The organism is Bartonella sp. AD328YNZD (assembly GCF_042196425.1).
The window spans coordinates 1-3,472 of sequence record NZ_JBHIQG010000258.1; the positions used below are offsets into that span (position 1 = coordinate 1).

A 3,472-nucleotide genomic window follows, 5' to 3' on the forward strand; every position below is an offset into this window, starting at 1 on the left:
TGAGGTTGAGCCGTAATCCGTTTGGCAACTTCACGTTGGAACATCAATGTCATTGACTCATAAAAAGGAGGCCATGGTTCAGACAAAAGCCAATTTAATAAGAGTTGTGTTCCAATATTATAGGGAAGGTTTGCAATAATGCGTGGTTTTTCTAGGCTTGTTTCAAAGAGTTTTGAGAAATCTTGCTTCAGAGCATCATTACAAATAAGTTTTAATTTTTGAGGATAGTGTTTTTCTATTTCTAAGAGAGCCGGTATACAACGCTCATCGCGTTCTATTGCTATTACAATGGCGCCCTTTGCCAGCAAGGCACGTGTGAGACCTCCAGGACCAGGCCCAACTTCAATAACAGGTTTTCCTTCTATATTTCCTGCTTGATGAGCAATTTTAGAGGTTAAATTAAGATCAAAAAGAAAATTTTGCCCCAAAGATTTATGTGCTTGTAATCCATATATATCAATAACCTCACGCAGAGGAGGAAGATTATCTATTGGCATGGGTTCAAACTATTTTTTGCAAGTTGATTTGCAAGTTTAAGAGCAGCAATAAAGCTTTCGGGAGAGGCTATCCCTTTATCAGCAATGTCAAAAGCAGTCCCGTGATCTGGAGACGTACGAATAAAAGGTAAACCTAATGTAACATTAACGGTGGTATCAAAGTCTAATGTTTTAACAGGGATAAGGGCTTGATCATGATACATACAAATGGCAACGTCATATGCCTTTCTTGCGCATTCATGGAACATTGTGTCGGCAGGCAGCGGGCCTGCAATATTGAGTCCTTTCTTTTTAAGATATTCAATAGCAGGAGTGATAACTTCAATATCTTCTTTTCCCATTGCACCTCCTTCTCCAGCATGAGGATTAAGACCAGCAACAGCTAGTCGGGGTGATGTTATTTTAAACCGTGTTTTTAAGTCACATTCAGTAATAAGTACCGTTTGAATAATTAAATCACGGGTAAGCTGTGAAGGAACATCTTTGAATGGAATATGAACAGTAATTGGTACCGTTTTTAATCGAGGTCCTGCTAACATCATAACGGGATGATAACATTTATGAAAAGCTTTATATGCCAAATCGGCTAAAAATTCTGTATGACCTGGAAATTGAAAACCAGCATCATAAAGATTTTTTTTTGCAATAGGACAAGTGATTAGTGCACATGCATGGCCACTTTGAATCAATTGAACACTGCGTTTAATCGCTTCAATGATTCCAGCAGCATTATTCGATGAAGGTATACCTAATTGATCACTTTGTTTGTTTTTTAACGGTATGATAGGAAGAGCATTTTGAAAATTTTTTGTAGGATTATTGATTAAAACAGATTGCACCTCAACATCAATCTGTAAAAAACGAGCGCGCGAACGAATAACATCTGGATCAGCAAGAAGTACAAAAGGTGGAATTTTATGCGTAACACGTAAATTCCACGCTTTTAGTACTATTTCAGGACCAATTCCGGCAGGATCACCACCGCTAACAACAAGAATAGCCATTATGAATTTTGAATACGCGCCACTCGGCGCAGTTCTTCTAAATATTTGTCGCTTAATTCTTCAAGTTTTTGCGGGCTTCTTTTTTTACTATCTTGAAGAGAAAAGATCAGCCGAGCGACATAATCATCAGAAACTCTCTTTATTTTGCAGACAGCAATTGCTTCGATTCCATCAGATGTTTCTTGTAATTTTGTCATTTTTCCAGCAGGTGTTGCAAGAATAGCTTGTTCCCATGCACTGGGGAGTTGGGGCTCCAGAAACTTTCCTAAGTGACGGATAGTAACGTCTAAAATACCTTTTGCTTGATTGTGAGCATTTGCACATCCACGGAAATGTGCGCGAAAATTACTTGCTTCTCTTTGACGTCTCTCAAAGATTTCTGAACGACGATGTGCTGGAATGACAAAAACAATTCTCTGTAATGTATATTCGTTGGTTGAAGGTTTTACACCACCATTTTTTAATATTCTGCGTACAGCTTCTTGTTCACTAATCATACCTGTTTCAGATTGATAGCGTGCGCTAACAAGACGTCCCCATCCTATTTGTCCACGGATGTAATCTTTAAAGTGTTGCACAGTGATATCAGTTTGGATCAGAATCTGGTTGAGCTGATCAATCGTCATATTATTTTGTGTTGCAAAATTCTCAAAAGCTTTATCAACTTCATCATTGCTTACTTCAATATTAAGACGTTTTATTTCAATATTTTTTAGCTTTTCGTCAACAAGCTCTTTTTTAGCCTGTGCCACCAAATTGCCTTGCTTTTGTTGTAATCTGAGAAAAGCAAGGCGCCTTTGTATATCATAATTTGTGATGGGGTTGCCATTAACTGTAACAACAATAGAAGTCTGCGCAAAGACTGTCGGAATCAAAAATCCATTTATTAACAGGCTACTTACGCTCAAAGACGCAATATAAAATAAAGCAAGAAAACGCTTTTTCAATTTATTCATATAAATAGGCTTTCGCATTGTTTATTAATTCTCATCAACAACTTAAAATACACGCTTTCTTTCATAAAAACAATGATAAGTTAAATGACTGATACATTCCCTTTATAAATTAATCTATCTTTTTTCCGATATCTGCAATCGTACGCAATGAAAGAGAGAAATTAAAGTTTTGCAAGGGTGCTTTCCTGCCTGGATTCGTTACCTGTTGATAACCGAATGTTAACCCGAAACATTCATCCATATAACTCAAGCTAATTCCTCGCTTTATAAATGTACCAGATACTAAATCATAACCGGCGTTGCTATTAATGGACCAATAATCTGCCAATTTAAGTCCTGTTTGAAAAGAAATTTCTTGGCGCTCTTGAGAATATTCATAATCTGGTTGCTTTGCGATATAGGCATATTGTAGAGCCGCCCAAAAATTTTGCCATTTTTGTGATGCTTCGATTTCACTACGGCGGATTTTTCCTGTTTTTTTGTCAAAGCGTCCACGCGTTTCTAAGGAAAAACCACTTTTATGGGTTGTACCAAACATTGCAACATAGTCTGAACGTTTTGCCTCTAAGCTAGAATGAGTACCGACATTGATAAAGTCCTTTTCTGCAAAAGAATTCTTTCCTGCTAGATGAAAGGATTGTCCAATGAGACCATAAAGAGACCAATTATCATTAAGGCTTCCAGAGTATCTTAGACCTATATTGGCTCTTGTGCCACCTTCTACACGATCATAACCAGAAAATTTATCCCGTTGAAAGAGAGTAGTTGCATCAAATACAAAGCTTTGAGCATCTTCATTAGGAATTTGTCCGATATATTGTTCATTATTGCGTATGAAAATTTGTGCGGTTGGTTCTATGATATGTGTAGAATGATCAGCTGTAATGAGAAAGGGATAGCGTAGTTCTAACCCTGCTGTTGCCATGCCACGAATTGCTGAACCACGAACTTCGGATAACACAGTGTTTTTTATAGAAGAATCATGATTTTCACGTACATTGGTTGTAATGATATC

General features: G+C 37.3%; 4 protein-coding genes. All 4 read right to left on the bottom strand.

Annotated features, from left to right (window positions below; all coding sequences use genetic code 11):
* Positions 1-497 (bottom strand): ribosomal RNA small subunit methyltransferase A (locus tag ACFIO3_RS10225; protein ID WP_375704408.1); only part of this gene is annotated, 497 nt, incomplete at its 3' end.
* Positions 488-1,501, bottom strand: a complete 1,014-nt coding sequence (pdxA, locus tag ACFIO3_RS10230) for a 4-hydroxythreonine-4-phosphate dehydrogenase PdxA (RefSeq protein ID WP_375614963.1) — start codon at positions 1,499-1,501, stop codon at positions 488-490. The genes pdxA and ACFIO3_RS10225, both read right to left, overlap by 10 nt.
* Positions 1,501-2,457: a SurA N-terminal domain-containing protein gene (locus tag ACFIO3_RS10235; RefSeq protein ID WP_375606282.1), complete on the bottom strand. Its 957-nt coding sequence runs from the start codon at positions 2,455-2,457 to the stop codon at positions 1,501-1,503. The genes pdxA and ACFIO3_RS10235 overlap by 1 nt, the downstream gene beginning before the upstream one ends.
* 109 nt (positions 2,458-2,566) lie before the next feature.
* A partial coding sequence (locus ACFIO3_RS10240; protein WP_375704409.1) for an LPS-assembly protein LptD occupies positions 2,567-3,472 on the bottom strand: 906 nt, incomplete at its 5' end.